The organism is Kitasatospora sp. HUAS MG31 (assembly GCF_040571325.1).
Taxonomy (GTDB): domain Bacteria; phylum Actinomycetota; class Actinomycetes; order Streptomycetales; family Streptomycetaceae; genus Kitasatospora; species Kitasatospora camelliae.
The window spans coordinates 2,385,779-2,412,065 of the sequence record NZ_CP159872.1 but is presented as its reverse complement, the minus strand read 5'-3'; the positions used below and the strand labels follow the sequence as shown (position 1 = coordinate 2,412,065).

Genomic DNA, 26,287 nt, shown 5'->3' with positions numbered 1-26,287 from the left:
GACCGATTGACACAGGAGCCCTCCGCTTGAACGCCGCGCCCGCCGACCAGATCCGCCTGCTGGACCTGCAGGCCATCGACTCCCGCCTGGACCAGCTGGCCCACAAGCGCCGCACCCTGCCCGAGCACGCCGAGATCGAGAAGGCCACCGCCGACCACACCGCCCTCAAGGACCTGGTCGTCGCCGCCCAGGCCCAGCTCGGCGACACCGAGCGCGAGCAGACCAAGGCCGAGCAGGACGTCGAGCAGGTCCGCACCCGCGCCGCCCGCAACCAGCAGCGGATGGACTCCGGCGCGGTCACCTCGCCCAAGGACCTGGAGAACCTCCAGCACGAGGTCGGCTCGCTGGCCAAGCGCCAGGCCGACCTGGAGGACGTCGTCCTGGAGGTCATGGAGCGCCTGGAGTCCGCCCAGACCCGGGTCACCGAGCTCAGCGCCCGCCTGGAGCACTCCACCGTCGTCCTGCGCGAGGCCGAGGCCCGCCGCGACGCCGCCTTCGCCGAGCTCGACGCCGACGCCGACAAGGTCAAGCGCGACCGCGAGGCCATCGCCGCCGTCATCCCGGCCGACCTGATGAAGCTCTACCTGCGCCTGCGCGAGCAGCAGGGCGGCGTCGGCGCGGCCCGCCTGTACCAGCGCCGCTGCGAGGGCTGCCGGGTCGAGTTCTCCATCACCGACCTCAACGCCATCAAGGCCGAGCCCAAGGACGCGGTGATCCGCTGCGAGAACTGCGGCCGGATCCTGGTCCGCACGGGCGAGTCGGGCGTCTGACCCGGTGGCCAGGTTCATCGTCGAGGCCGACGGCGGCTCCCGGGGCAACCCGGGGCCGGCCGGCTACGGCGCCGTGGTCCGGGACGGCGACACCGGTCAGATCCTGGCCGAGGCCGCCGAGTACATCGGCCGCGCCACCAACAACGTCGCCGAGTACCGCGGACTGATCGCCGGCCTGAGGGCCGCCCGGGAAATCGACCCGGACGCCACCGTCGACGTCCGCATGGACTCCAAGCTCGTCGTCGAGCAGATGTCCGGGCGCTGGAAGATCAAGCACCCGGACATGCAGCCGCTCGCCGCGGAGGCCCGTACCGTCCTCCCGCGCGGCCGGGTCACGTACACCTGGATCCCGCGCGAGCGGAACAAGGAAGCCGACCGGCTGGCCAACGAGGCCATGGACGCCGGCAAGGCCGGCACGCAGTGGGAGCCCCGGACGCGGCCCGAGGCCGCGGCACCGGTGGCGGCCGCCCCGGTCGAGGAGCCGCCGCTCCAGACCCCGCCGCCCAGGGCCGGCTGGGCAGCACCCGCCGACCTCGGCACCCCCACCACCTTCGTGCTGCTCCGCCACGGCGAGACCCCGCTCACCCCGCAGAAGCGGTTCTCCGGCAGCGGCGGCAGCGACCCGGAGCTCTCCGAGCGCGGCCGCTGGCAGGCCGAACGGGCCGCCGAGGCGCTCGCCGCCCGCGGCACCGTCCAGGCCGTGGTCAGCTCGCCGATGCGGCGCACCCGGCAGACCGCGGAGGCCGTCGCGATGCGGCTCGGCCTGGAGGTCCGGATCGAGGAGGGCCTGCGCGAGCTGGACTTCGGCGCCTGGGAGGGCCTCACCTTCGCCGAGGTCCAGGAACGCCACCCGGCGGACCTGGACGCCTGGCTCGCCTCCGCCAAGGCCAAGCCCACCGGCAGCGGCGAGTCCTTCACCACCCTCACCCACCGGACCGGCGTCGCCCGCGACAAGATCCTCGCCCGCTACGCCGGCAAGACCGTGCTGGTCGTCTCCCACGTCAGCCCGATCAAGACCCTGGTCCGGCTGGCCCTCGGCGCCCCGCCCGACTCGCTGTACCGGATGGAGCTCGCCGCCGCCTCCTTCTGCGCCGTCCAGTACTACACCGACGGCAACGCGTCCCTCCGCCTCCTCAACGACACCAGCCACCTCCGCTGACCCGTCCGCCGCCGGCCCGTGAGCGGGTCCGGCGGCGGAGGTGTCAGTGGATCTCGGTGACGACGACGTCGAGCTGCCAGGGGCGGCGGGCGGTGCCCTCGGCGGAGACCTCGACGTGGTAGGCCAAGTCGCGCAGGGCGTCGACCAGTTCGCCCGGGGAGGCGGGGTCGGCGCCCGCGTTCAGCAGGTCGCGGACCAGCCGGCCCTTGGTCGCCTTGTTGAAGTGGCTCACCACCGACCGCTTCAGCTCCCCGTCCACCTCGCGTTCGTGGAGCACCCGGACGGTCGCCGTCCGCGCCGCCACCGCCCCCGCGGGCTTCCACGCCGCCGCGTACGCCGAGCTGCGCAGGTCCAGCACCAGCCCGTCCGCCACCTGGGGCAGCACGCCGTCCATCACCCCCCGCCAGTACGCCCCCAGCGCGCCCAGCGGCGGCAGCTTCACGCCCATCGAGCACCGGTACGGCGGGATCCGGTCGCCGATCCGCACAGCGCCCCACAACCCCGAGAACACCAGCAGCGACCGCTCCGCCAGCGCGTACGCCGCCTCGTCCAGCTTGGCCAGCCCGAGGTTGTCGAACAGCACCCCGGTGTACACCTCGCCGGCCGGCAGCGCGCCCGCCGTGAGCAGGCCCGCGTTCTTCGCGACCTCGCCGCGCAGCCCCTTGCTCAGCCCGAGCACCTCGGCCGCCCGCTCCTCGTCCCCGGCGCACAGCTCGACCAGCGCGCCCAGCACCGCCTCACGCGCCCCCGTCAGCCCCGGCAGCGAGAGCCCCCCGAGCTCCACCGGCACCCCGGCCTCGGCGGCGGCCTTCCCCTCCGACGGCGGCAACAGGACCAGCACGGCGACACCCCTCAACACTTTGTGGCAACTGACCCCAGCCACCTTACTGGCGCCCCCACCACCACCGAGAACACGCCCACGGACGGGACACCCCGGGCCGGCGGCTCGGCACTCGGGCGGCCATCAGGGGCGCCCCGCCCCCGCCAGCCCCCTCCCCGCCGGCCCCCGCCATCCCCCCGTCCGAGGCAACCTCCCCCGTCCGCCGCGCTCCGCCGCCCCGTCCGTCTTACGCTGCGACCATGCCGCGCCGACACCTGAGGGTCCGGGCCGCAGAGACGGCCAGGATCAACACCGAACTGGCCGAGCTGCGCCGCCGCCTGGAGATCCCGTCCGCCTGGCCGGAGGAGGTCCTCGACGAGGCCGACCGGTCCGCCGCCCTGCCCCGGCTGCCCGACTTCGACGCCACCGACCTGCCCCTGTTCACCGTCGATCCACCCGGCGCCCGCGACCTCGACCAGGCCATGCACCTGAGCCGCCGCGGTACCGGCTACCGCGTCCACTACGCGATCGCCGACGTGGCCGCCTTCGTCCGGCCCGAGGGCGCCGTCGACGCCGAGGCGCACCGCCGCGTGCAGACCCTGTACTTCCCGGACACCAACGTCCCGCTGCACCCGCCACGCCTCTCCGAGGGCGCCGCCAGCCTCCTCCCCGGCGAGCTGCGGCCCGCCCTGCTCTGGCAGATCGACCTGGACTCCGCCGGCGCCGTCGTCCTCGCCGACCTCCGCCGTGCCCGGGTCCGTTCCCGTCGGCGCCTCGACTACGCGGGGGTCCAGGCGGCCATCGACCTCGGCGCCGCCGACGAGCAGCTGGACCTGTTCGCGGAGATCGGCCGGCTCCGCGAGGCCCAGGAACAGGCCCGCGGCGGAGTCAGCCTGCCGATCCCCGAGCAGGAGGTGGAGCCGGTGGACGGCGGCTACCGCCTCGCGTACCGCGCCCCCACCCGCGCCGACGGCTGGAACGCCCAGATCTCGCTGCTCACCGGCATGGCCGCGGCCGAGCTGATGCTGGACTCCGGCGTCGGGCTGCTGCGGACCCTGCCGGCCGCGCCCGGCACCGCGTACGACCGGCTCCGCCGGGTGGCCCGGGCGCTGCGCGTGGACTGGCCGGACGCCATGCCGTACCCGAGGCTGATCCGCTCGCTGAACCCGGCCGACACCGCGCACGCCGCCTTCCTCAACGAGTGCACCGGCCTGCTGCGCGGCGCCGGGTACGACGCCTTCGACGCCTCCCGGGGGGTGCCGCCGCCCGCGAACCCCGGGCACGCCGCGCTGGCCGCCCCGTACGCGCACTGCACCGCGCCGCTCCGGCGGCTCGGCGACCGCTACGCGCAGGAGATCTGCGCCGCCGTCGCGGGCGGGGCGGACGTGCCCGGCTGGGTGCGCGAGACACTGGAGGCGGTGCCCGAGCTGATGGAGCGGGGGGACCGGCGGGCCCACGAGATCGAACGCTGCTGCGTCGACCTGGTGGAGGCCGAGCTGCTGCGCGGCCGCGAGGGCGAGGCCTTCGAGGCGGTGGTGATCGACGTGGACGAGCGCCAGCCCGCAGTCGGGACGGTCCAGCTGCGCGAGCCCGCGGTGGTCGGCAAGTGCGACGGCGCCGACGGCGCGCTCCCGCTCGGCGAACGGATCACCGTCCGGCTCACCAGCGCAGACCCGGCCACCCGGACCGTCCGCTTCTCCACCTGACCCGTCCCGCGCCCCGGGGTTCCGCGCGGGCGTCCGGGGTCGGGATCCCGCGCGGGCGTCCGGGGTCGGCGTCCGGGGTCGTCAGGACGGTCGCTCCACCACCTCGGCCGGTACCCGCTCCGCAGCGTCGGCTCGGACGACCGCGGCCCGGACGATCGCCGTGCGGACGGCGCCCACGAAGCCGTGCCACAGGTACCCGGCCACCGGGTCGGCGCCGCCGTCCGCGCGGCGCCCGTACGTCCGCCGCCTGCCCTCGGCGGAGTCGGGGTCGCCGAACACCGCCCGGCGCAGGCCCGCCGAGAGTTCCAGCTGGGCGCCGCGACCGGTGCCGGTCCGGTTGACGATGTTGGCGGGGCTGCCGCCGTTCAGCCGGCGGTGCTCCTCGCAGTCGGCGGCGGTCTCCACGGCGACGGCCGGTTCGGCCCGGGCGAACGCCTCGGCGAAGGCGGCCCGCAGCTCCCGGGCGAGCCGCTCGTCCCGGCCGCCCACCACGATCAGCAGGCCGGTCCCGCCGCACCCGTGCAGCGACACCGCCCGCCGGCTGCTGGCGCACAGGGCGAGCGCGACGGGGTCGTCGCAGTGGGCGGAGGTGACGTGCAGCCCGTCGTTGCGGCGCAGCGCCTCGAACATCCAGTACCCGTGCCGCGGCCCGGCGCCGGCCGGGCGGGCGTCCTCGGGCCGGTAGCCGGCGACGGCCAGGCAGAGCTCGCTCGTCCCAACCTCCAGGGCGCCGCCGTGCGGGGCGAGCACCGCCGTCGCGGTGGGGTCGCCGGCGGCGGAGCGGTGGCGGACGGCCCAGTCCAGGCCCTCGGTGAGTGCCGGATCGGCGTACAGCAAGGTGTTGGAGCCGAAACGTTCCGGCGTACGGAACACCGGCCCGCGCCCGTCCGCCACCTTCGGTCCGCGCCCGTCCGCCTCCTCCGGTGCGCTCATGACGTGCCCCACCGCCGATGCGATGATCGTTTGATGAGCCCGCCGACGACCGGACCGACCATCACACCGCAGCCGCCCACAGGGCCCGACCGGCGCCACCGCCTGCTGGTCCTGGCGATCTGCTGCTTCAGCCTGTTCATCGTCGGCCTGGACAACACGGTGGTGAACGTCGCGCTGCCGTCCATCCAGCGGGAACTGGACGCCCCGGCCTCCGGCCTGCAGTGGATCATCGACGCGTACACCCTGGTGCTCGCCTCGCTGCTGATGCTCTCGGGCTCGGTCGCCGACCGGATCGGACGGCGCCGGGTCTTCCGGACGGGCCTGCTGGTCTTCGTGCTCGGCTCACTGCTGTGCAGCCTCGCGCCCAGCCTAGGCTGGCTGGTCTCCTTCCGCGTGGTGCAGGCCGTCGGCGGGTCGATGCTCAACCCGGTGGCGATGTCGATCATCACCAACACCTTCACCGACCGCCGTGAACGGGCCCAGGCGATCGGCGTCTGGAGCGGTGTCGTCGGACTGTCCATGGCCCTCGGCCCGCTGATCGGCGGCTTCCTGGTGAACAGCGCCGGCTGGCAGTCGATCTTCCTGATCAACATCCCGGTCGGCCTGGCCGCCTTCGTCCTGGCCCGCCGCCACATCCCGGAGTCCCGGGCACCGCACCCCCGCCGGCTGGACCCGGTCGGCCAGGTGCTGATGCTGCTCCTCCTCGGCTGCGGCACCGCCGCCATCATCGAGGGCCCCGGCTACGGCTGGACCTCGCCGCTCATCCTGGCCCTGGCCGCCGTCGCGCTGACCTCGCTGGTCCTCCTCCCGCTGTGGGAGCGCCGGGTCGCCGAGCCGCTGATCGACCCCCGCTTCTTCCACAGCGCCCCCTTCACCGGTGCCACCCTCACCGCGGTCTGCGCCTTCGCGGCCCTCGGCGGGTTCCTCTTCGTCAACACCCTGTACCTGCAGGTGGTCCGCGGCTACAGCCCGGTCCAGGCCGGCCTGTGGACCCTGCCGATGGCCGTCATGACCCTGATCGCCGCCCCGCTGTCCGGCCGGATCGTCGGCCGCAGCGGACCGCGGCTCCCGCTGGTCGCCGCCGGCACCGCGCTCGCCGCCAGCGGCCTGCTGCTCACCCGCCTCGCCGCGGACTCCCCGCCCACGCTGCTGATCGTCTCCTACGCGCTGTTCGGGCTGGGCTTCGGACTGGTCAACGCCCCGATCACCAACGCCGCCGTCTCCGGCATGCCGCTGGCCCAGGCCGGGGTGGCCGCGGCCGTCGCCTCCACCAGCCGCCAGGTCGGGCAGTCGCTCGGCGTCGCCGTGATCGGCACCGTGGTCGTCTCCTCCGTGGCCGGCCCGGTCGCCACCGGCCTCGCCCCGGCCAGCCACGCGGGCTGGTGGATCGTCACCGGCCTGGGCCTGACCCTCGTCCTGCTCGGCCTGGTCACCACCACCGCCTGGGCGGAGGGCACCGCGGCCCGGGTCGCGGACCGCCTCGACCCCGAAGGGGCCGGGGTACGGAACGGCGGTGTCGAACGGCTACGATGACCAGTACGGCGGACGAGCCGGCCGGGCGGTCGCGTCGGGCTCCTTCGGGGGCCCGCCGAGGAACGTCCGGGCTCCACAGAGCAGGGTGGTGGGTAACGCCCACCCGGGGTGACCCGCGGGACAGTGCCACAGAAAACAGACCGCCGGCGGCTTCGGCCGCAGGTAAGGGTGAAACGGTGGTGTAAGAGACCACCAGCGACCGAGGTGACTCGGCCGGCTCGGTAAACCCCACTCGGAGCAAGGTCAAGATCGGTGCCTCCGGGCACCGTGCGCGGATGTTCGAGGGCTGCTCGCCCGAGTCCGCGGGTAGACCGCACGAGGCTGTCGGCAACGGCAGCCCTAGATGGATGGCCGCCTCCCCGGGCCGCGCAAGCAACCCGGGAGACAGAACCCGGCGTACAGGCCGACTCGTCCGCCGCCACCTGCGGCTTTGCCTCGGAAAGGGCCTCTGACCTGCGTCGGAGGCCCTTTCCGATCTTTCAGGGGCTTGCCGTGTTACGCGGCGGAAAGTCCCTCGAACGTCCCTCGGACAGCGCTGAAAGTCCCTGAAAAGTCCCACGAGATGATCTTGATTTGTTGGCGCTGGTCGCAAGCCGCGTGCCTGGGGCCTGCCCACTTCCTGAGGATGTCGAGCACTCCTCCGGCCGCTGAAGGGACGATCGGGAGTGACTTGCACGCCCATGGCATGCTGTTGACGTGATCAGAGAACCTTTCGAGACCGTCATCCGTGAGGACGGGACCGTCGAGCTTCCCATGGGAATCATTGCGGAGGCCGGCCTCGCGGTTGGTTCCAGGATCATCGCCTTCAGTGACGGTGACGGCAGGATCGTCCTACGACGAGAGGCCGATGCCGCTGACGACCTGCTCAACGGGCGTCCGCTCTGACTGCGTCACCGCATTGACCGCAGGCGCGCAGCGGCGACCGTCTCGATCACGAGTCGAGCCGCCTCCTCCGCCGGGACGTGCTCCCAGATCCGAAGCACCTTCCAACCGGCCTGCTCGAGTAGACGGACCGTTTCCGCGTCCCGTGCCTTGTTTCCCTCGATCTTCTCGGTCCAGAAGTCCCTGTTCGTCTCGGGAACGCTCCGATGCTCGGCACAGCCGTGCCAATAGCAGCCATCCACGAAGACCGCCACCTTCACCTTCGTGAACACGATATCCGCCGTACGTCGGAGTGTCGGTACCGGCCGGATCGAGACCCGATACCGGAGACCCTCCCGGTGCAGTAGTGATCGGAGCCGTAGCTCGGGCTTCGTGTTCTTCCCCCTGTTTCCCTGCATCGACTTCCGCGTCCCGGGAGACGATGCCCACGAGTCTTCGGCAACCGGCGCGGACGAGAGCAGCCCGGACGCGGCGGCCAACCGCCAGCCCTGACGCAGGTTCTCCGCGCGAGTGGGACGATCGACCTCCCCCAGGGGAACGCGCTTCGACCGGCCGTCGACAGGCCATCGGAGCGAGACTCTGACCCGTCCGGTGCGGCCGGATCGGCTCAGCACGACCGTTGCCAGCCGGAGACGCCCTGCACCGGCGTCCACCAACCGGCGGCCGGCGCCTCCGGCCGCGCGGTCCTGCTCCCGAGATAGCTGCGCTCTGCTGAGCCCCCGCCTTGGACGCCATGATTGGTCGGGTGCGGCCTTCTCCAGCGACCTGCTCGTGTTCTTCTCTGCCACTGCCGTCCCCCGGCTTTCGAGAATGCGCTTCGATTCCGACGATACGGGCCGCTGGGCGCTGTCGTTGCCACGCTTCAGGCCCGATATCCGAACCCGGCCGGCTACGGCAGGGTGCGGTCGCGCCCCCCGTACGGCCTCTGGGATGCCGCCGACGGCCTCGGAGCGCCCAGGGAGTCCGAGCCGGCCTCCGAGGGCCAGCGGGTGACTGTAGTGCGTAATCCCGGCGGATGTCGTTGGGCCGACCCCGGCTCCTGGACGACGGCCAGACCGCCCTCGGGAGACGCGAGCCAACCCGGCTCTGAAAGACATGGACGACGGGCGGCACTACCCCACCAAGTCGGAAACCGTCACCAACCATTACGTTCATGAACGAATCACCCGCCGAGTCGGGAGCAACACACCACCGGTTCTGCGCAGTCCCGGAGTTGCCGGTACCGTCTTCGCGACAGGGAGCTAGCGAAGGGGGGCCTGTGGCGTCTCAGGTGGTGTCATACGAACTGGATCCGGGCACGGTGGTGCAGTTCGAGATCGAGCCGACGGATGAATACCAGCAAGTCGGCGCTGATCAGATTCTCGGCCGGGTACAGGAGGCCGTGCGTCCGGCCGTTGAGGCCGCACGAACCGTGATGGACCAGGTGGCGAGGCTTCGCCCCGCAGAGGTCGAGGTCTCGTTCGGTATCAAGGTGAACGGCTCGGCCAACTGGGTGGTCGCCAAGGCTGCGACGGAGGCCAACTTCGGCGTGAAGCTCACATGGCGGCCCGACGGCGACCAGGCCGGAGCCGAGGTCGACACTCAGGGATGAGCGCGGCAACCTCGGATGGTCGCCGGCCGCGGGTGGACGGCTGGGTGGCAGCCGTCCATCAGTCCGAACTCGACGATAGACCGCTCGGCTCGGGATTCCTCGTCGATGCCTATCGAGTGCTGACCTGCGCTCACGTCGTCTTCTCTCAGGATGAGCTGCGCAGCCAACTATGGGTGGCGTTCCCGAAGGCCGATGAGCTGATGCATCGCCGGATCAAGGTCCGCCGCGTGGTGGCGCCCGAAGCCGCCCGTAAGGTGAGGGATGTGGCGGTTCTGATCCTCGAGGAGCCGGTGTCCGAGGAGTTCGCTGCGCCGTTACGTCGACCGAGGCCGGATGATCTGCTCGGCAGTTCGTGGTGGTCTTTCGGCTTCGCCGACGACCTGGGGGACTCGTCGGACGGCCTGGTCGGCGAGTCGATCTCCTACGGCTGGGTCCGCTTGGATACCGAGCGCCGCTCGATCCGTCCCGGCGACAGTGGCGCTGCGCTTTGGGCTGCCGACTATCAGGCCGTCGTCGGAATGGTGGGACAGGCGCGGACGAACGGAGGCGAGGCCCGCGCCCTGACCATGTGGGCCATCGCCGACTACCTGCCGGATGAGAAGCTGCAGCTGCTTACCGACTGGGCGGTCGAGGACGCGGGCGATGCCGGGCTGTCCGAGTGGGGCTGGACGCTCACGGGAGATGTCGAAGCGGGCCGACACTGGCGTCCCCGGGCCCGCGGTGTGAGTACGGATGCCGAGCGAGGCATGCGATTCCGTGGCCGTGCGGCAGCGTTGACCACGGTCGTCGACTGGATCACCCGATCGGCTGGCGATCGCAGGCAGGTCCTGGTCGTAACCGGATCCCCCGGAGTCGGGAAATCCGCGGTGCTGGGCCGCATCGTCACCACCGCCGATCAGCGGATCGCGGTGACCCTACCGCCCGAGGACGACGCCGTTCGAGCGCCAGAGGGATCTGTGGCCTGTGCGGTTCACGCAAAGGGCAAGACCGCTCTGGATGTGGCCTGTGAGATCGCCTCCGCCGCCTCCGCCGCGCTTCCGGGGGACGTCGACGACTTGCCCCTTTTGATGAGGACTGCACTGGGCGGACGGCCGCCGGGAGCGTTCGCCGTTGTGGTCGACGCCCTCGACGAAGCCGCGACGCCCAACGACGCGCGGGCGATCATGAGGTCGATCGCGATTCCTCTTGCGGAGACGTGTGCGGACCTCGGCGTGACGGTGGTGGTCGGCTGCCGACGTGTAGACGGCGAGGGTGACCTCATCGCGCCGTTCGGCGGCGCCGTCGAAATCCTGGACCTCGACAGCCCGAGGTTCTTTGCGCAAGAGGACTTGGTTGCCTACACGCTGACGACACTTCAACTGTTCGGTGACGAGCGCTCGGACAACCCGTACAACGTACGACTCGCAGCCGACGCGGTGGCCGAACGGATCGCCGTCATCGCGCAGGGCAACTTCCTGATCGCCGGACTGGTCGCACGTTTCCACGGCATGCACGACCGCACTGCGATCGAGCCGGCTTCGATCTCCTTCACGCCGACCGTCGACGCCGTACTCAGGGACTACCTCACCTTCCTGCCGTCACTGGACGGCATTCCGGCAGGTGACGTCCTTACGGCGCTGGCCTACGCGGAGTCTCCCGGGATGACGCTCGGTCTCTGGGCCACCGCAGTGGGTGCCCTAACCGGTCATACCCCGGCCCTGAACGACTTGCGGGCGTTCGCCCGAGCCTCCGCAGCGAACTTCCTGATCGAGTCGAGTGATACCGCCGCTCAAGCGAGTGCCTTCAGACTGTTCCACCAAGCGCTGAACGAAGCGCTCGTCGCCAGCCGGGCAGCCGAGATGGCGATCGCCGACGAACGTGCCATCGCCCTCGCCTTCCAGCGCCTCGGTAGCGACACGGGCTGGGAAGGCGCTCCCCGCTACCTGCTTCGCGCATTGCCCGACCACGCCGCCCGGGGCGGTGTCATCGACGACCTGCTCGAGGACGACTCCTATCCCCTCCACGCCGACCTTCGTCGGCTGGTGCCGGCCGCCAAGGCTTCGACGTCGGCCGCGGGACGTACCCGTAGCCGATTGCTGCGAATGACCCCGCAGGCACTCGACGCGGCGCCGGAGGACCGGGTAGCCCTCTTCAGTGTGACGGAGACACGCGAACACCTGGGCTACACGTATCGCGACGCCGGGCTTCGCGCGCCGTATCGCGGGGTCTGGGCCGCAGGGGCACCTCACCTGGAAGAGACCGTTCTCGAAGGCCACGGTGACTGGGTCAATGCCGTGTGCGTGCTTCCGATGGAGGGCCTCGCCATTCTCGCCAGCGCCGCGAACGACGGTACCGTCCGTCTCTGGAACCTCGATACCGGAGACCAACTGCGGATTCTCGAAGGCTACAACGGCTCGGCTCAGGCCTTGTGTTCCGTCTCGGTGGGGGGCCGGCCACTTCTCGCGACCGCCGGGAACGATTCTGTGGTTCGCCTCCAGGATCCCGAGTCCGGAGTGCTATTGCACGTCCTTGAAGGGCACACCGGAGCAGTCAGGGCCGTGATCGCGGTCGAGACGTCCGGCCGGTCGCTTCTCGTGACCGCCGGGAACGACTCCACGGTTCGCGTGTGGGACCCGAAGTCGGGCGAGTCGGTGCACGTACTCGAAGGCCACGACGGTTGGGTCAACGCCGTGTGTGCCGTCTCGGTGGAGGGCCGGTCGCTTCTCGCGACCGCCGGGAACGACTCTGTGGTTCGTTTGTGGGATCCGGAGTCCGGTGCCGGTTACGGAGACCTAGAAGGACATGCGGGTGCGGTATTGGCGGTGTGTGCCGTCGACGTGGGGGACCGGTCGCTTCTCGTCACCGCCGGTGACGACTCCACGGTTCGCGTGTGGGACCCGAAGTCGGGCGAGTCGGTGCACGTACTCGAAGGCCACGACGGTTGGGTCAACGCCGTGTGTGCCGTCTCGGTGGAGGGCCGGTCGCTTCTCGTGACGGCTGGTGATGATTCCATGGTTCGCATGTGGGATCCGGAGGCCGGTGTGGCGTGCGGGGGGCTTGAGGGCCATACCGGTCGGGTGTTGGCGGTGTGTGCCGTCTCGGTGGGGGGTCAGCCGCTGATCGTGACGGCCGGTGATGATTCCATGGTTCGTGTGTGGGATCCGGAGGTCGGAGCGGTTTCCGCCGGACTTGGGGGCCCCACCGGCCGGGTGTCGGCGGTGTGTGCCGTCTCGGTGGGAGGCCGGCCGCTGGTCGTGACCGCCGGACACGACGCCGGCGTTCAGTTGTGGGATCCGGAGTCCGGCGCCGTGCGGCGAACCCTGGAAGGTCGTACCGGCCGGATTAGAGCCCTCTGCGCCCTGTCCACGAGTGATCGCAGTCTGCTCGTCACGGCCGGCGATCACACGATCCGTCTTCGGGATGCCGGTACCGGTGAGATTCTGCATAGCTTTGAAGGGCACCCGGACGGAATCAATGCAGTATGTGAGGTCCCGATCGGTGATCGGACTCTGCTCGCCACTGCTGGCGACGACCGAACCGTTCGCCTGTGGGACCCCGAGGCCGTCGAGTCCTCGCGGACCTTCGACAGCGAAACCGGGTCGTTCAACGCGGTATGCGCACTCTCGACGGGTGGTCGCACCCTGCTCGCGGCTGCAGGCGAGCGCCTCGCCGCGGTCGGCGGCGGGACGGTGATTCGTCTTTGGGACCTGGACTCCGGCAGCATGCGGTGGACCTTCGAAGGCCACACCAAGGCGGTTAACGCCGTGTGTGCCGTGCCGCTGGGCGATCGCACTTTGCTCGCTTCCGCCGGTGACGATCGCACGGTTCGTCTGTGGGACCCCGAGACCGGCGAAGCGGTTTCCGTTCACGAGGGCCACACAAGCCGGGTCACGGCTGTCCGGGCGGTCGTGGCGGGTGATCGGACCCTTCTGGTGACCGCGGGAAACGACCACACGGTCCGGCTCTGGGATCCCTTCGTCTCGCACGCGGTGCGGGTCATTCCCGTTCGTTCCCCGGCGCTTTCCATCGAGGAGGTCGACGGGCTGGTCGTAATCGGCCTGAACGACGGGGTGATGGCCTTGGCCATCACCCCGGAAGCGGTATCGCTGATGAATACGCCACGGTCCTCTGGCTTACACTCCGCCGCGGGTCGGAATATGCGCGGTCTAGCCGCTGAAGCCGAGAGGCGCAGCCTGTGAAGAACGCTAGCGTGTTTTTGCGGTGCGGTAAGAGCGCGACGGCGCGGACTTCGAATAATATTGGCTTTATCGAACGAGATCGGGGAACGGTCGACTGCTATGACCGATGAATTCGACGGAATGTACGACACGTTCAAGGCGCTTCTTGACACGTTCACTCCGGCAGACTCGATTAAGCGGCTGGAGCAGTTCGGTATCGGCCCCGATGTTATCCAGCAAATCCGAGACCGGCACGAACGGGAGGCGATTCGTGTCAGGGAGCTCGAGGAACCCCATGTCGTGGAGGACGGGGCTCGCGAAACCTGGTACACGGGCTCGCAGCCCAAGGACAAGTGTTGGCCGGCGATCGAGGCCCTGCTTCGTAAGGACGGATGGCCGGAGCCGGCGGTCAAGAGTCTCGATGACTCCTCTTACCGCATCGTGTCGTTGCTCAACCATCCGCGGGAGAGGGCCTTTTCCACACGCGGTCTTGTCGTCGGTTACGTGCAGTCCGGCAAGACGACCAATTTCACGTCGGTCGTGGCGAAGGCTGCAGACCGTGGCTACAAGCTGTTCATCGTCCTCGCGGGCGTCCACAACGGCCTTCGTCGCCAGACCCAGGCACGACTGATTCAGCAGCTCGTGGAGCCGAATCCAACCTTGTGGTCCCAGCTAACGGGGCCCGACAAGGACTTCACTCCGCAGGAGAACCCGGCCTCGTATTTCGGCAAGAGCAACAAGACGCATGTGCTGTGCGTGGTGAAGAAGAACGCCACGGTGCTGCGCAAGCTCGCTCGTTGGCTCGATCAGGCGTCGGAGTACCTGCAGGACTGCCCGGCGCTGATCATCGATGACGAGGCCGATCAGGCGACCGTGGCGACGAAGTCGATCAACCCGCTGATCTTGAGCATCATGGAGAGTCTGCCGAAGTGTGCGTACCTCGGCTACACCGCGTCCCCGTTTGCCAACCTGCTGATCGATCCGAGCGCCGAAGATCTTTACCCGAAGGACTTCGTGGTCAACCTTCCGAAGCCAATCGGTCATTTCGGCACGGAGGTTCTGTTCGGGCGCTATGCGCTCGACGGTGAGGATCCGGAACAGGTCGACGACGGGCACGACATGATTCGGTCGATCCCCGACGAAGACGTGCCGTACGTGCGTCCCGCCACGAAGGCGGACGTCGACGGCTTCGAGCCGGTTATCACCGACTCCCTTCGTGAGGCCGTCGAATACTTTTGGCTGGCCACGGCCGCTCGACGCGTGCGCGACAGGGGGAATCCGCATAACACGATGTTGATCCACACCAGCGTCAACACGGCGGTACACAACAGCTTCGAGCGGCCGCTCGAGCGACTGCGCGATCGGTCTGCGGAGGCCCTGGGGGATCCCGAGTTCGTCGCTCGGCTGCGCGGGCTGTGGGACCGAGAGACCGCCCGCGTCGCAGCCGAGGAGTTTCACGAGACGACGGTGGAATTCGACCGACTTCTTCCGGAACTCCCGGGCGTCCTCGCGAGCTGCCGGATCATCATGGACAACTCCAGCAGTGAAGCCCGACTGGACTATGAGAACGGTCCGGTCGTGGCGATCGCAGTGGGCGGCAACACCCTTTCCAGGGGACTGACCCTCGAAGGCCTGTCGGTCAGCTACTTCGTCCGCTCGGTGTCGGCGTACGACACGCTCCTGCAGATGGGACGCTGGTTCGGGTTCCGAAACGGATACGCGGACCTCCCGCGGATCTGGATGACCGACGAGCTCGCCGGATGGTTCCGCCACATCGCCACCGTCGAGACCGAGATGCGTCGAGACATCGACGTCTACATGACCGAGGCCGAGACGCCGCTCACCTTCGCCGTGCGTCTTCGTACGCATCCGGCGATGCGTGTCACCGCGGCCGCCAAGATGCGGGGCGCCGTCATGGCCGCCTCCTCCTACGGCGGGAAGCGCGTTCAGACCCATTACTTTCACACCAACGCCGAATGGCTGAGGGGCAATCTCGCTGCCGCCCGGACGCTCGTGACCGCGGCCAAGACACACTCGGTGCGGATGGAGGAACGCCCTGAGGACGGTCGCTACATCTTTCGCGACGTGCCGCACGAGCTCGTGACCGACTTCCTGGCGTCGTATCAGTTCCACGAGAAGTCCCAGGAGAACGACGGCGACCTGATCACGGGTTACATCAAGAAGCGAGTCCGTACGGCCGGCTCGCTGGGCAGATGGAACATCGCGATCGTCGGCCACCCCGGCGGTACCGAGGACAAGCCTCTGACCTTCGCCGAAGGCGTAACGGTCGGCCGGATCAGCCGCGCCCGCGTCACCACCACCAGCCCCACGCCGGACTTCGCCGACATCAAGACGCTGATGAGCCGCCGCGACGCCGCCGTCGACCTGGTGGGCGACACGGCCAAGCTCGCGGAGCAGGAAATCAAGGTCGAGCGGATGCGTCAGTTCCCCGACCACGGCCTGCTGGTCCTCTACCCGATCGACAAGGTCTCGACGCCCGACCCGTCCAAGCAGCGGCGTGAGCCGTTGAACGCAGAAGAACACGTCATCGGCGTCGGCCTGGTTTTCCCCGAGCCGAGGGGCTTGGACAGCACCGTGGAGAAGTACATCTCGGCCGACCTCTCCGGGATCCAGATCGAAGATGAGGACTACAGCTTCCTCGACGGTGAAGGCGCATGACCGACAGGGCGCTCCGGAAGGTCGTCGAGCAGCACTGGACCGCTCTCGAGGCCGAACAGGCCAGCGGTGAAACACGCCTGCGAGTCTCCCAGCTCCCCGTGAGCACCGACGGCGGACCCTTGGCGGTGGGAGTCGATCACGACGGCCACCGCCACCTCCTCGTGCCGATCCATTCGCATCAGAAGGTCCGGACGGGCTTGGACGGCCCGGTTCTCCGGCTGCGCAAGCGACCTTTGGAGGACAAGGAGATCTATCAGACATACGCCGATCTCGGATGTCTGAGAGGTGACCTCAACGATCTGTTCACGGAATTGTGCGTGGAGGTTTTGGTCGTAGCCGAGAGCATGCCCGAAACCCCGGTCAAGGCCCTTTACCGCGTCCTCGACCGGTGGCGGGCGCTGTTCCGGACGGAAAGTAAGCCGCTGGGGCCAGAGCAACTCGCCGGTCTGTTCGGAGAGTTGATCCTACTCAATCGGCTCCTAGAGCAGGACCCGAGCGCTCACCGGCTCTGGCACGGCCCGCATGGTCACCGCCACGATTTCTCGACGGCGACCATCGCCGTCGAGGTGAAGTCCACCACGGTCGGTGAGGGACGTAGACCGCGGATCCACGGGCTCGACCAAATGGAGCCACCGACAGACGGTGTCCTCTGCCTGGCCTGGTTCCGCCTCCAACGAACCACCGCAGACGGCCTGGGCGCCGGATTCATCGAGTCGATCGAACGGGCGCTGCGGCTCTGCGACGACGAGAGCTCGCTACTCGAACTGCTCTCTTCGGCCGGCTTCCACCCCTCCGACGGCGATTACTACCGGGATGTGCGCTTCGTGATCACCGAGGAGGCGTGGTATCGAGTCGATGCCGAATTCCCCGGACTGACGAGCCAAGCCCTCGCGGCGGCAGGCGTGCCGGTGACGATCCTGGAGGTCGAGTACACGATCGACCTGTCCGGAGAACATCCCGTGCCGCTGACGCACGACACCGTGTCCGAGGTGATCAACACCATGATCCAGGAGTCCGTGTGACGGAGCCCCGCTGGTTGTCCCAGCCGTTCCCTCCGGAAGGCGCAAGTGCGGCCGAAGGCATCCGTAACCAGCTCGGACGCCCCGAGCTCGACCTTCTCACCATCTTGGTGCGTGAGTCCGCGCAGAACAGTTGGGACGCGCGCCTGGAGGGCTCCCCCGAACCGGTCGACTATCGAATCGACCTGGGGACGGTTGGCCCCGCACACGTACGCGAGTGGCGTGAGCTGCTTCTGGGCGGGGCACCGATGAGCGTCCATCTCCCGCTGCGGGAGTCGCTGATGCGTGGCGTGGTTCGAGTGGTGGCGATCTCCGACCGGGGCACCCGAGGTCTCGGTGGACCCACCAGAGCCGATGACGCGATCGGCGACGACCGAGACTTCGTCTCGTTCATCCGCAATATCGGCGAACCGCGTAATACGGCTCTCGGTGGCGGTACTTACGGTTTCGGCAAGGGCATCTTCTACCTGCTTTCCAGATGCGGCACGATCCTGGTACACACACGCTGCCGGACCGACGAGGGCGGGTACGAGACCAGGCTCATCGGTTGTGCCTTGTGGAAGAGCTACGTCGCCTCCGGGCCTAACGGCGAACGTCGGTACACAGGCAGGCACTGGTGGGGCGATGCCTCGGGCCCGGTCGTCGAACCCCTCGTGGGGGCCGAAGCCGAGGCCACGGCCCGACGTCTCGGTCTCAAGCCGTTCGGTCCCGCCGAGACGGGCACCACCATCGTGGTCGTAGACCCTTCCCTTGAGGACCTCGAGCCAGCGGCCGCGGCAGACTACCTCGCCGAGACCGTGACCTGGCATCTGTGGCCGAAGATGATCGCCACCGGTACCGGACAGTCCGCGATGCGTTTCACCGTCGGTTGCGACGGCAGGGATCATCCGGTCCCCGACCCGCGGCAGACCCGCCCACTCGACATGTTCGTCGCCGCTTACGAGGCCATGCTCGGCCCGAACGGCAAAGACATCGGGTGCCGCAAACCCAAGAAGCACCTCGGCAGACTCGGCCTGGTCACACGGATCATCCCGCCCCTGGAACCCAGCCGCGCCTCTCGCCTGCTCGGGATGGAAGACCTCGTCCATCACGTCTGCCTCATGCGGCCCGCCGAATTGGTCGTCACCTACCACCCCGGACCCAAGCCGCCGAGCGTGAACCAGGGCTACGCCGGAGTGTTCCGGGGAGACCCGGACATGGACGACGCGTACGCGAGGGCCGAACCGCCGACGCACGACGCCTGGCACCCTCAGTCACTGGACTACCCCGATAGCACCTTCGTCCGAACTACGTTCCGGCGCATTCAGGAACAGATCGACGGGCTACTCGCACTCGGAGGGACCGCCCGCCCCGGTGCCGCCAAGGTGGCACTGGGAGCGGCCAGCTCACTCTTCGCAGGGCTCGTGGGAGGCGCTTGGGGAATCGGCGGCGCAACGGACTACCGCAGACCCGGTAGCACGGCGACCCCCTCTTCGCGCGCCTCGGAGGTCGCCGAGCACGAGCTCCTTGAACCGGTCGACTCAGGCCACCCCTCGACGAGAACCGGCTTCACCACTACTCACCCGGCTTCAGGGGAGTCCGGCTCGGGAAGCGATAGTGCCGATGCGGGTGCCGCGCACGGCCACGGAATAGCCGCTCCGGGTGGTGGGTCCATTCGCCGTCGCCCCCGCGTGCAGTATCTCGGCGATCCCTACTACGACGACGGTTCCGACACCACCGTCCTCGTGCAGGAGTTCATGTTGCCCGTACCCGGGCGTCAGCGTGTTCGCGTCGACCTGGCGGTCACTTTGTCGGGCGGCGGCGGCCGAGAGTCGGACCCGCCCCTGGACGCGCAGATGCCCGAGCTCGTCGGCTGGCAGGACGCTACGGGACGCCTCCACACCGACCCGTCGTTCGAAATCGACGGAAGTGACGTCGTGTGGCGAGCCGTGGTCCGTCCCGCTCCGGACACCATGACCGAGATCGACATCAAGGTCGAGGCGGTGAAGGCCCAGTGAGTCGTCGGGCACTCCCGTATCGAATCCCGTCCGAAGACGTCGTCCAGGTCGACCCCTGGGACCTGATCACCGACGACGGCCACATCCCCATGCCCGAGGCCCTGCCCGACTGGGACTACCAGATGGATCTGCACCTGCGTAGAACCGTCCGGATCGACCAGGACCGAGCACGCTCCCAGACAGGACTCCCGCCCGAAGCCGTGCTCATGCTCGCCGTCGTTTGGACGGCCACCGGCTCCAATCTCAGTGGCCCCGCCCAGCACGTCCGCCTGACGGGCAGCGGGTCGGCCGCCGTCTCGCTCGACGTCCGGCTTCGAGGATCCGATCTGGGTGGACTCCTCCTTGTGGATACCGCCCTTCTACTCGCTGAACACCGAAGCGAAGGCCGGCCGTCCTCGCCACGCCGCGCCGGATCGGTCCTGTGGAGTGACCGCTCGGCCCTACGGCTTCAGGGCGACGCACCGCAATTCCCGATGGCAGTGATCGACTTCGGGCGGACCTCCTTTCCAGACGGTGCGGCCTGGCACCTGCAGATCAGCGGCAACCTGGAGAGCGCGACCATGGGCTCGCTGCTTCTGCTGGTCAACGAGCGGAATACGGCTGTGGCCACGGCCTTCGAGAACGCGGGCAAGCCGCGAGACATCGACAGGATCGTCCTTTCCGCGGTGTACGCGGACACCGCACGGACCATGATCGAACATGCGCTGTCACTCGACGAGTTCGTCGATGGCGCCGAGTTCCCAGCCGAGTCGCTCGGGGAGACCCTGACGGCGCTGTTCGACCAGTTGTTTCCCGGTCGCTCGATCAGTGACATGAGGTTGCGCCGACACCAGTCACCGAGCCTATTCGCCTCGGAAATGCAGGAAGCCGTGAAGATCTTCGAGGTGTCGCGATGAGCAATCTCTACCCCCGTCTGCTCTCCGACCAGGCTCGACGCCTGTTCGACGAATACCGCCAACTCTCGCTTGCCCAACTCACGAAGCTGGTGGCCACTTCCCACGACTCCGCGGTCTACGTCGCGACCGGAGGCGACCGGATTTCCGATGCCCAACTCAACCGGCTGCGCGGCCTGGTGCTGGACCTCGCCGCGGATGCCGGCTTTCCAGAGCCGGCCGGTCGCGCGCGGAACGCCGAGTTCGACATCCGACTCGCGGCGCTGTTGCACTCGGAGATGGGGCTGGTTCCCGCCGAGGCCGCCGCACGGGACGTGTGGGCCTTCCTGGCCTTGGTCCTGCTGCCGGATGTGGCCTACTGGCGCTACCCCGAACCGCCCAGAGACCGCATACTCGGCACCGATCTCACTCGTCATGTCTTCGGCCGTCTGTGGTGGCGGGCCCAACTCGTCCATTCGTCGGGCGACACGGAGCCCTACAGCGCGCTCAGAATCCTCGGCGAGGCCGCCTTCGACCAGATCTATGCCCGTCGAGCGGCGCTCGGCGGAAGCCCGCACACCGTCAAGGCCATCCTGCGGGTCTGGAACGGACTTGACCTGCGGGGTCTGAACGAACGCGACACTCTGCGTGACTTTCTCAAGAGAATGCTGCGACTCGCCCCGTTCGTCCTCTTCGATGGAATCGAGGAGCAGGCGCTTGATGAGGAACTTCGAGCCGTCGCGCATGAATCGGTGACCGCGCTGCTACGAGCGTCCTCCCCCGAATCCGAATCGCCAGGAGCATCGGATCAGGCCGCCATGCCCGTCCTGGCGTACACACAGTCCAAGGCCAGGTCGGCGATTGATGCTCATGGTGAAGTGTCGTCACGGCTCACGTCGTTGGAGATCTGCGCCGGGTCCGGAGCCCAGGCACTCGGTCTCGAGTGGGCGGGCTTCGAACCGATCCTCCTGCTCGACCGCAACCCCAAGGCGTGCGCGACCATCTCACTCAACCGCCCCCACTGGGACGTGCGCTGCAGCGAGATCGGGGACTTCGACCCCCTGCAACACCTGGAGGCGCTAGAAGCAGACCTGCTCAGCGGTGGCCTGCCTCGAATCAAGTCGGCAGCCGCGGTGCGAAGGGCCGATGACGAGGAACCACGCAAGGTGCTCGAAGCCGCCCTGCGACTGGTTACCCTCGTCCGACCCAAGGCAGTTCTCATCGAGAACCTCGCCGACCTCGTCGCAAGTCCGGATTTCGCCTCCGACCGTTCTTGGATCGAAGCCGAGCTGGCGCAAGCCGGCTATCATTCGAACTGGGCGGTGCTCGACGCCGCCGATTTCGGGGTGCCCCAGCACCGGAAAAGCGGATTCCTCGTCGCTCTCCTCGAGCCGTTCAGTTCAGGCTTCTTCTGGCCGGAGCCCATCGGCAAGCCCGCGCCGACCGTCGGTGACGTGCTCGGTGCTTCCATGGCTAGCCACGGTTGGCCCGGTGCCGATGCCTGGTCCGCGCGAGCCGATCGCGTGGCGCCCGCTCTCGTAGGCGGCTCGGAGAACCGAGGCGGGGCGGATCTTGGCCCCACCGGGAGCAAGCGAGCTTGGGCCACTCTGGGAGTCGACGGCAACAGCTTGGCAGATGATCCCCCGGGCGCTAGCTTCCCGGTGGACGGTCACCCCAAGCTCACGGTGAGGCAGGCGGCGAGGATCCAGGCGATCCCCGACGATTGGCAGCTCGCCGGCGGAAAGACCGCCGAGTACAGGCAGGTCGGTCACGCTCTGCCACCGCCGGTTGCCGAGGCCGTGGGCCGCGCGATCGCCTGCGCGCTCCGGGCCGCCGAGCGAGTATAGGCGGCGTCACCCGGTCATCCGGTTCGAAGAACCGATCCGGCCGGCTAGCATAGGGGCGACCTGTGTCCGCGACGCGGGAGAGTGGGCATGGACCGCATCTCTCCCGCACCTCCCGAACCGCAAGGAAACCGCGTGCCTGCGCCCTTCAAGATCATCGACCTGTTCGCCGGCCCGGGAGGGCTGGACGTGGCAGCGCAGGCGCTCGGCGTTCCGGTGATCGCCGGTATCGAATGGGACGACGACGCATGTGCTACACGCACGGCAGCCGGCCTCCCGACAAGAAACCGGGATGTGCGCGAGTTCAAGCCGAGCGATTTCAAAAACGCCAACGTGCTGGCCGGCGGACCCCCGTGTCAGACCTTCACCGTCGCGGGGAACGGTGAGGGAAGGGCCGCGCTCGATCAGGTTCTCGAGTTCGCGAATCGTTATGCCGCCGTGCAGCCGGGGCGCCACGACGACGAGTTCGCGGCGATTCGCGACGACCTCAAGCAGCTCAGCGACGAACGTACCGGCCTGGTCCTGGAACCGCTGCGATGGGCACTTGAGGCACTCATCGACGGACGGCCTTATCAGGCGATCGTCCTAGAACAGGTTCGCGCGGTACTCCCGGTCTGGCAGGCGTTCGGGGAGATCCTCAAGAGCAAGGGCTACGCGGTAGTCGAGCCGGAGATCCTCCACACCGAGGAATTCGGGGTTCCCCAGACTCGCCGTCGTGCCATTTTGATCGCCCGCTGGGCGGGGGATGGCGCTCAAATCGAGGGGGCGCCAGAGATTCCCGAGCCTTCTCACCGGCGTTACAGGAAGGGGGTCAGCCGGAATTCGGGGAATTCATCCCGCCTGCCCTGGGTGACAATGGGGGAGGCGCTCGGGCGAGCGGACTGCTTCGAGGTGGTCTCCAACTACGGAACCGGCGGTAACCCGAAGGCGCGAGGGCGACGCCGGTACGACGAGCCTTCCGCCACCGTGACCGGCAAGGGTTCACGCAACAAGCTCGACTGGCGTGGCCGGGACCTCGGAGTGTTCTCGCTCGCCGAGTTGGGTGTACTCCAAACGTTCCCCCGGGACTATCCGTGGCGACGCGAAAACGGCGACGACGTCAATGCCCCCGGTGCACGCAGCGTCATTGCCCAGCAGATCGGCAACGCCGTGCCACCACGGCTGGGCATGCACGTCCTCGCCTCCGCGCTCGGTTTCAAACGCGAAGATCTCGAAGCCGCGATCAAGCTGCAGTACGACTACTGAGCCTGAATCCACCGGTGATCGGGCGGGTAGGGGCTGACGCCTAGAGGTACCTGCTGAGCTGGGGAGATGGGAGGTCTCACACTTCCGTCCGGCCCGACCAGCAAGGCACCTCCGAATCGGATGGCGGTCAGCCGAGCGCGGCTGGACGCTGGCCCGGGATGGTCCGGTCGCGTTGAAGGTCCAGCAGTTCCCGGAAGAGGCCGTCATTCTGCCCAGCCAGCTCCTCCCACGTGCCCGTTTGCGCGATCCGGCCCCGGTCCATGACGACTACCCGGTCCGCGATCTTGGCGTTGCTGATGTTGTGCGTGACCAGCACGGTGATCCGCTCCGGTGCGAGCGGGCGCAGGGCGTGGAGGATCTTGTGCTCGCTTCGGGGGTCGAGGTCGCTGGTCGGCTCGTCGAGGATCAGCAGCCCGGGGTTGAGGGTGGTGCGGTAGAGGGCGCGGGCGACCGCCGCACGTTGCCAGCCGCCGCCGGACAGTTCTGCGCCGCCGAGCCAGCCCTGGGCGAGGAGGGTGCGCCAGCCGGAGCGCAGCCGGGCCACGATCTCGTCGAAGCCGGTCTTCGCCGCCGCCTTCTCGACTTCGCTTAGCAGGTCGTCGGTGGCGTGCCCGAGGTGGACGTTCTCGGCGGCCGACAGCGGCCAGCGGGCGAACTCCTGCGGGACGCGGGCGACGCGCCGCCACATACCGTCAGCGTCCAGTTCCCCGACCGGGACGCCGTCCCAGGTGATCTGCCCGTGCTGCGGCAGGAGCAGCCCGGAGAGGAGCTTGAGGAGGGTTGTCTTGCCGCTGCCGTTCTGGCCGATGATCGCGACCAGCTCTCCGCGGTGCAGGGTGAGGCTAACCCCCTTGAGGGCGGGCTCCTGCTGGTCGCCGGGGTAGTGGTGGGTGAGGTCCTTGACCTCGACCACTCCGGGTGCGGCGGGGATAGTGTCGCCGCGCTGGATGCGGTAGCCGCCGGCCTCGTCCAGGAACTCGAAGTAGTCGTCCAGGTACAGGCCCATCCGGTAGAGGCGGGCGCCGTTGCCGACCATGCCCTGGATGCCGCTGGTGGCGGTGCGGATCGCGAAGACGGCGCTGCCAGCGGCGGCGAGGACGATCCGGCTCGAGGCGAACAGGTACAGCAGCGAGCCCCAGACCAGCGCGCTCCCCATCCCGGTGCCCACCGCGGCCCACAGGGAGACCTGGGCGGCGTCCCGAGTGGCCTGGTCGGTGGCGGCGGCGATCCGCTGCTCGACTTGCCGGTACTTGCGCATCATGAACGGGGTGATCTGGTCGGAGCGGACCTGGTCGGCTCGGCCCTTGTCGATCAGGAACCAGCGATAGATCCGCAGCGCCTGTCGCTCCTCGCTGGTGGTCACGGCCGCGAGGTAGTGGATGCGGGCCGTGCGCACCGCAGCGATCCCGGTGGGCACGGACCCGAGAAGCAGGAACGGGACGATCCGCCAGTCCAGGGAGGCGAGCACCCCGGCCGCCGCGATGAGGGAGATGGTCGAGGCGATGACGTCCTGCGCGCTGGACAGCAGATCCGGGGTGGTGGCCGCCCCGCGGTCGGCGGCCTCCCACTTCTCCGTGTAGGCGGGTTCGTCGTAGGCGCGCAGCTCGGCCGCGCACCCGGCGGCGATCAGCGCGAGATCGGCCTCGCGATTGATCCGAGGCGACACCCGACCCGACAGCGCCACTACCGCGATGCCCAGGATGGCGCGCAGCCCGGCCGCGACAAGCAGCGGGATCAGCGACGGGGCCGCGGCGCGAAGGTGGTCGGTGACGGAGCCGGGCTGGAACAGCGCGCCGATGGTGCCGGTCGTCGCGTAGAGGGTGACGGCGCCGGCCACGCCGGACAGCGCCTGGCACACGAGCAGCAGCGCGGTGGAGGTGCGGTCGGCGGCCCATGCCAGCGCCATCGCCCGGCGCACCAGTTGCGGCAGCCGGCGCAGCATCGCCACGGTGGAGATTGAGGTGCCGACCTTGAGTCGGTTGTCCCCGTAGTACCGCGAGCGCAGCTCTTCGTTGTGTTCCTCCAGTGCCTGGTCGTCCGTTGCCTGGGTGGGGAGGGCTGGTGCGTCCTCGTGGTCCTGGTCGGTCTTGGCGCTGGGCTCGGTCACGGTGCTCCCATGAGTGGCTGGTGGCGAAAGGGATGGGCATTGTTTCGACCGGGGCGGAGCAGCGCTCCGCCTGTCGAGGGATTGCTGTGCGGGTCCCCGCGGCGCTGCTGCGAAGAGCGGGGGCGGAGGCATCTATGCGGGTCGGTCGGGCGGCGGAAAGGGCAGGCCGGAAGCGTCCAGGCGTGTCAGCTCTCGGTGGACTTCGCCGTCCGGCCGGTAGACGGTGCGGTGGAGGAACGCGGCGTCGCCGCCTGATGGGACGGCAACGCCTTCTTCGACGACCGTGCTCATGCTGGCGACCGCGCGCAATCGCTGGTCGAGATCCGTGCCGGCGACCGGCGGTCCGCGCAGCCGGAGGTGCCGTCAGGCCACGCTCACACCTCCTCCATGTCCCGCAGCGTGGCCGCGTCCCAGCCGAACGTGGAGAACGCGGGCCCGCCGCGCAGGTGCACCTCGACCGCCCGGCGGGAGGTCGGGAACATCGGGGCGGGCAGCCGCGTGGCGGGCGACCAGCGCACATCCAGGTGCTTGTCCGGCTCCATATTTGCGAGCCTGCCGCTGAACTCGGTGACGGCGAATGCGAACAGGACGAACCCGCCCTTGCCATCCCAGCCCTGCCTGGCCTGCAGGGTGTGGACCAGCCGAAGGCTCTCGGATGCGGCGATCAAGCCGCACTCCTCGTACAGCTCGCGGGCGGCCGCGAGGTGGATCTCCTCGCCCGGGTCGACCTTCCCTCCGGGGATCGTCCAGGCCGGCTGGGGTGTCCAACTGCGCTGGGCATAGTGGACGGTGGCGATCTGGTCGCTCGCCAGGTCGTGGGCGATGACGCAGACCGACAGCCTGCTCGTCTCGTGCACCGGATACTCCAGGTCGTAGGAGGAGGGACGTGATTGGCGGTTCTACGTTCCAGGCAGCGGGGAGGTCGAGCGCAGCGCCATGAAAGCCGTCGACCGGTTCCTCCTCGTTGACGGCT

Annotated in this window: 18 protein-coding genes and 1 other RNA gene; 14 read left to right on the top strand and 5 right to left on the bottom strand. The window is 69.0% G+C overall.

What is annotated here, in order from left to right; genetic code table 11:
* Window positions 1-26 precede the first annotated feature (26 nt).
* On the top strand, window positions 27-770 hold the full coding sequence (locus tag ABWK59_RS10875; protein WP_354640020.1) for a zinc ribbon domain-containing protein: 744 nt from the start codon (window positions 27-29) through the stop codon (window positions 768-770).
* A gap of 4 nt (window positions 771-774) precedes the next feature.
* The gene (locus ABWK59_RS10870) at window positions 775-1,929 is read left to right on the top strand and encodes a bifunctional RNase H/acid phosphatase (RefSeq protein WP_354640018.1); all 1,155 of its coding nucleotides are present in this window, start codon (window positions 775-777) and stop codon (window positions 1,927-1,929) included.
* Between the two features lie 43 nt (window positions 1,930-1,972).
* Here ABWK59_RS10870 and yaaA read toward each other — a convergent pair whose 3' ends face one another.
* Window positions 1,973-2,770 carry a peroxide stress protein YaaA gene (gene yaaA / locus ABWK59_RS10865; protein ID WP_354640016.1) on the bottom strand — a complete coding sequence of 266 codons (798 nt, stop codon included), beginning with the start codon at window positions 2,768-2,770 and terminating at the stop codon, window positions 1,973-1,975.
* A gap of 239 nt (window positions 2,771-3,009) precedes the next feature.
* Here yaaA and ABWK59_RS10860 point away from each other — a divergent pair, with 239 nt between their 5' ends.
* Complete coding sequence (locus ABWK59_RS10860) at window positions 3,010-4,455, top strand: RNB domain-containing ribonuclease (protein ID WP_354640014.1); 1,446 nt, start codon at window positions 3,010-3,012, stop codon at window positions 4,453-4,455.
* Window positions 4,456-4,536: 81 nt separating this feature from the next.
* On the opposite strand, the gene ABWK59_RS10855 is transcribed toward ABWK59_RS10860, so the two are convergent.
* On the bottom strand, window positions 4,537-5,388 hold the full coding sequence (locus ABWK59_RS10855) for a poly-gamma-glutamate hydrolase family protein (protein WP_354640013.1): 852 nt from the start codon (window positions 5,386-5,388) through the stop codon (window positions 4,537-4,539).
* 33 nt (window positions 5,389-5,421) lie between these two features.
* Here ABWK59_RS10855 and ABWK59_RS10850 point away from each other — a divergent pair, with 33 nt between their 5' ends.
* The 3 genes from ABWK59_RS10850 to ABWK59_RS10840 all read left to right on the top strand — a co-directional run bounded on the left by ABWK59_RS10850 (window position 5,422) and on the right by ABWK59_RS10840 (window position 7,806).
* Window positions 5,422-6,921, top strand: a complete 1,500-nt coding sequence (locus tag ABWK59_RS10850; protein ID WP_354640011.1) for an MFS transporter — start codon at window positions 5,422-5,424, stop codon at window positions 6,919-6,921.
* A gap of 13 nt (window positions 6,922-6,934) precedes the next feature.
* An RNA gene (rnpB, locus tag ABWK59_RS10845) (RNase P RNA component class A) lies at window positions 6,935-7,336 on the top strand.
* Window positions 7,337-7,617: 281 nt separating this feature from the next.
* Window positions 7,618-7,806, top strand: a complete 189-nt coding sequence (locus tag ABWK59_RS10840; protein WP_354640009.1) for a hypothetical protein — start codon at window positions 7,618-7,620, stop codon at window positions 7,804-7,806.
* A 5-nt stretch (window positions 7,807-7,811) separates the two neighbouring features.
* Here the strand turns inward: ABWK59_RS10840 and ABWK59_RS10835 are convergent, their stop codons facing one another.
* On the bottom strand, window positions 7,812-8,591 hold the full coding sequence (locus tag ABWK59_RS10835; RefSeq protein ID WP_354640007.1) for a very short patch repair endonuclease: 780 nt from the start codon (window positions 8,589-8,591) through the stop codon (window positions 7,812-7,814).
* 485 nt (window positions 8,592-9,076) lie between these two features.
* Between ABWK59_RS10835 and ABWK59_RS10830 the strand changes: the two genes are divergently transcribed.
* From ABWK59_RS10830 to ABWK59_RS10795, 8 genes are all read left to right on the top strand, one after another.
* On the top strand, window positions 9,077-9,394 hold the full coding sequence (locus ABWK59_RS10830) for a CU044_2847 family protein (RefSeq protein ID WP_354640005.1): 318 nt from the start codon (window positions 9,077-9,079) through the stop codon (window positions 9,392-9,394).
* Window positions 9,391-13,572, top strand: coding sequence for a hypothetical protein (locus tag ABWK59_RS10825; protein ID WP_354640004.1), 4,182 nt, complete (start codon window positions 9,391-9,393; stop codon window positions 13,570-13,572). Before ABWK59_RS10830 ends, ABWK59_RS10825 begins: the two co-directional genes overlap by 4 nt.
* A 120-nt stretch (window positions 13,573-13,692) precedes the next feature.
* On the top strand, window positions 13,693-16,230 hold the full coding sequence (locus ABWK59_RS10820) for a Z1 domain-containing protein (RefSeq protein WP_354640002.1): 2,538 nt from the start codon (window positions 13,693-13,695) through the stop codon (window positions 16,228-16,230).
* Window positions 16,227-17,252 (top strand): PD-(D/E)XK motif protein, encoded by a 1,026-nt coding sequence (locus tag ABWK59_RS10815; protein ID WP_354640000.1) that lies wholly within the window; start codon window positions 16,227-16,229, stop codon window positions 17,250-17,252. Before ABWK59_RS10820 ends, ABWK59_RS10815 begins: the two co-directional genes overlap by 4 nt.
* Window positions 17,249-19,246: a hypothetical protein gene (locus tag ABWK59_RS10810; protein WP_354639999.1), complete on the top strand. Its 1,998-nt coding sequence runs from the start codon at window positions 17,249-17,251 to the stop codon at window positions 19,244-19,246. Before ABWK59_RS10815 ends, ABWK59_RS10810 begins: the two co-directional genes overlap by 4 nt.
* Entirely contained in the window at window positions 19,243-20,142 is a 900-nt protein-coding gene (locus tag ABWK59_RS10805) for a hypothetical protein (protein ID WP_354639997.1), read from the top strand. The genes ABWK59_RS10810 and ABWK59_RS10805 overlap by 4 nt, the downstream gene beginning before the upstream one ends.
* Window positions 20,139-21,965 carry a DNA cytosine methyltransferase gene (locus ABWK59_RS10800; protein ID WP_354639995.1) on the top strand — a complete coding sequence of 609 codons (1,827 nt, stop codon included), beginning with the start codon at window positions 20,139-20,141 and terminating at the stop codon, window positions 21,963-21,965. Before ABWK59_RS10805 ends, ABWK59_RS10800 begins: the two co-directional genes overlap by 4 nt.
* A gap of 87 nt (window positions 21,966-22,052) precedes the next feature.
* Entirely contained in the window at window positions 22,053-23,207 is a 1,155-nt protein-coding gene (locus ABWK59_RS10795; protein WP_354639993.1) for a DNA cytosine methyltransferase, read from the top strand.
* A gap of 127 nt (window positions 23,208-23,334) precedes the next feature.
* Here the strand turns inward: ABWK59_RS10795 and ABWK59_RS10790 are convergent, their stop codons facing one another.
* Complete coding sequence (locus tag ABWK59_RS10790) at window positions 23,335-25,314, bottom strand: ABC transporter ATP-binding protein (protein ID WP_354639991.1); 1,980 nt, start codon at window positions 25,312-25,314, stop codon at window positions 23,335-23,337.
* Between the two features lie 374 nt (window positions 25,315-25,688).
* On the bottom strand, window positions 25,689-26,171 hold the full coding sequence (locus ABWK59_RS10785; RefSeq protein WP_354639989.1) for an NUDIX domain-containing protein: 483 nt from the start codon (window positions 26,169-26,171) through the stop codon (window positions 25,689-25,691).
* Window positions 26,172-26,287: the final 116 nt, after the last annotated feature.